This is a genomic window from Mammaliicoccus sp. K-M42 (genome assembly GCF_022386375.1).
Classification (GTDB): Bacteria; Bacillota; Bacilli; order Staphylococcales; family Staphylococcaceae; genus Mammaliicoccus; species Mammaliicoccus fleurettii.
This window is the reverse complement of sequence record NZ_JAJNIS010000038.1, coordinates 1-3,020: the sequence shown is the minus strand read 5'-3', so window position 1 is coordinate 3,020 and position 3,020 is coordinate 1. Positions and strand designations below refer to the sequence as shown.

1 rRNA gene is annotated in these 3,020 nt (G+C 49.3%); it reads right to left on the bottom strand.

What is annotated here, in order from left to right:
* Positions 1-73: 73 nt before the first annotated feature.
* Positions 74-3,000, bottom strand: a 23S ribosomal RNA gene (locus LQ668_RS12215).
* Positions 3,001-3,020 lie beyond the last annotated feature (20 nt).

Here is a 3,020-nt window from a genome sequence, read left to right as displayed (position 1 = left end):
ACTATTAGAATGTATTGCACATTCAAAACTAGATAGTAAGCAGATTTTACGGCGTTAAACCGAGTTAAAAATTTTGATTAAGTCTTCGATCGATTAGTATTCGTCAGCTACACACATTACTGCGCTTACACCCCGAACCTATTAACCTCATCATCTTTGAGGGATCTTATAACCGAAGTTGGGAAATCTCATCTTGAGGGGGGCTTCATGCTTAGATGCTTTCAGCACTTATCCCGTCCATACATAGCTACCCAGCTATGCCGCTGGCGCGACAACTGGTACACCAGAGGTATGTCCATCCCGGTCCTCTCGTACTAAGGACAGCTCCTCTCAAATTTCCTACGCCCACGACGGATAGGGACCGAACTGTCTCACGACGTTCTGAACCCAGCTCGCGTACCGCTTTAATGGGCGAACAGCCCAACCCTTGGGACCGACTACAGCCCCAGGATGCGATGAGCCGACATCGAGGTGCCAAACCTCCCCGTCGATGTGAACTCTTGGGGGAGATAAGCCTGTTATCCCCGGGGTAGCTTTTATCCGTTGAGCGATGGCCCTTCCATGCGGAACCACCGGATCACTAAGTCCGTCTTTCGACCCTGCTCGACTTGTAAGTCTCGCAGTCAAGCTCCCTTGTGCCTTTACACTCTGCGAATGATTTCCAACCATTCTGAGGGAACCTTTGAGCGCCTCCGTTACTCTTTAGGAGGCGACCGCCCCAGTCAAACTGCCCGCCTGACACTGTCTCCCACCATGATCAAATGGTGCGGGTTAGAAAGTCAACACAGCCAGGGTAGTATCCCACCAGCGCCTCCACGTAAGCTAGCGCTCACGCTTCAAAGGCTCCTACCTATCCTGTACAAGCTGTGCCAAATTTCAATATCAGGCTACAGTAAAGCTCCACGGGGTCTTTCCGTCCTGTCGCGGGTAACCTGCATCTTCACAGGTACTATGATTTCACCGAGTCTCTCGTTGAGACAGTGCCCAAATCGTTACGCCTTTCGTGCGGGTCGGAACTTACCCGACAAGGAATTTCGCTACCTTAGGACCGTTATAGTTACGGCCGCCGTTTACTGGGGCTTCGATTCGTAGCTTCGCAGAAGCTAACCACTCCTCTTAACCTTCCAGCACCGGGCAGGCGTCAGCCCCTATACATCACCTTACGGTTTAGCAGAGACCTGTGTTTTTGATAAACAGTCGCTTGGGCCTATTCACTGCGGCTCTTCAAGGCTTGCACCCTAAAAAGCACCCCTTCTCCCGAAGTTACGGGGTCATTTTGCCGAGTTCCTTAACGAGAGTTCGCTCGCTCACCTTAGAATTCTCATCTTGACTACCTGTGTCGGTTTGCGGTACGGGCACCTATTTTCTAACTAGAGGCTTTTCTTGGCAGTGTGAAATCAACGACTCGCCGGATACATGATCCAGCTCCCCATCACAACTCAACCTTATAAGTGCCGGATTTGCCTAACACTCAGTCTTGTTGCTTGGACGTGCACTCCAACAGCACGCTTCGCCTATCCTACTGCGTCCCCCCATCGTTCAAACAATCATAGGTGGTACAGGAATATCTACCTGTTATCCATCGCCTACGCCTATCGGCCTCGGCTTAGGTCCCGACTAACCCAGAGCGGACGAGCCTTCCTCTGGAAACCTTAGTCAATCGGTGGATGGGATTCTCACCCATCTTTCGCTACTCACACCGGCATTCTCACTTCTAAACATTCCACATGTCCTTACGATCATGCTTCAACACGTTTAGAACGCTCTCCTACCACTATCCTTACGGATAATCCACAGCTTCGGTAATATGTTTAGCCCCGGTACATTTTCGGCGCAGTGTCACTCGACTAGTGAGCTATTACGCACTCTTTAAATGATGGCTGCTTCTAAGCCAACATCCTAGTTGTCTGGGCAACGCCACATCCTTTTCCACTTAACATATATTTTGGGACCTTAGCTGGTGGTCTGGGCTGTTTCCCTTTCGACTACGGACCTTATCACCCATAGTCTGACTCCCAAGTTAAATTATTTGGCATTCGGAGTTTGTCTGAATTCGGTAACCCTAGAGGGGCCCCTCGTCCAAACAGTGCTCTACCTCCAATAATCATCACTTGAGGCTAGCCCTAAAGCTATTTCGGAGAGAACCAGCTATCTCCAAGTTCGATTGGAATTTCTCCGCTACCCACACCTCATCCGCTCACTTTTCAACGTAAGTCGGTTCGGTCCTCCATTCAGTGTTACCTGAACTTCAACCTGGACATGGGTAGATCACTTGGTTTCGGGTCTACGACCAGATACTCATTCGCCCTATTCAGACTCGCTTTCGCTACGGCTCCACATTTACTGCTTAACCTTGCATCAAATCGTAACTCGCCGGTTCATTCTACAAAAGGCACGCCATCACCCATTAACGGGCTCTGACTATTTGTAAGCACACGGTTTCAGGTTCTATTTCACTCCCCTTCCGGGGTGCTTTTCACCTTTCCCTCACGGTACTGGTTCACTATCGGTCACTAGAGAGTATTTAGCCTTGGGAGATGGTCCTCCCGGATTCCGACGGAATTACACGTGTTCCGCCGTACTCAGGATCCACTCAGGAGAGAAATAACTTTCGACTACAGGACCATTACCTTCTATGGTTGGTTTTTCCAAAACCATTCGTCTAATTATTTCCTTTGTAACTCCGTATTGAGTGTCCTACAACCCCAACAGGCAAGCCTGTTGGTTTGGGCTATTCCCGTTTCGCTCGCCGCTACTCAGGGAATCGAGTTTTCTTTCTCTTCCTCCGGGTACTAAGATGTTTCAGTTCTCCGGGTGTGCCTTCTCACATACTATGTATTCATATGTGGATAACATGACATAACTCATGCTGGGTTTCCCCATTCGGAAATCTCTGGATCAAAGCGTACTTACAGCTCCCCAAAGCATATCGTCGTTAGTAACGTCCTTCTTCGGCTTCTAGTGCCAAGGCATCCACCGTGCGCCCTTAATAACTTAATCTAATATTTCCTTATACATAA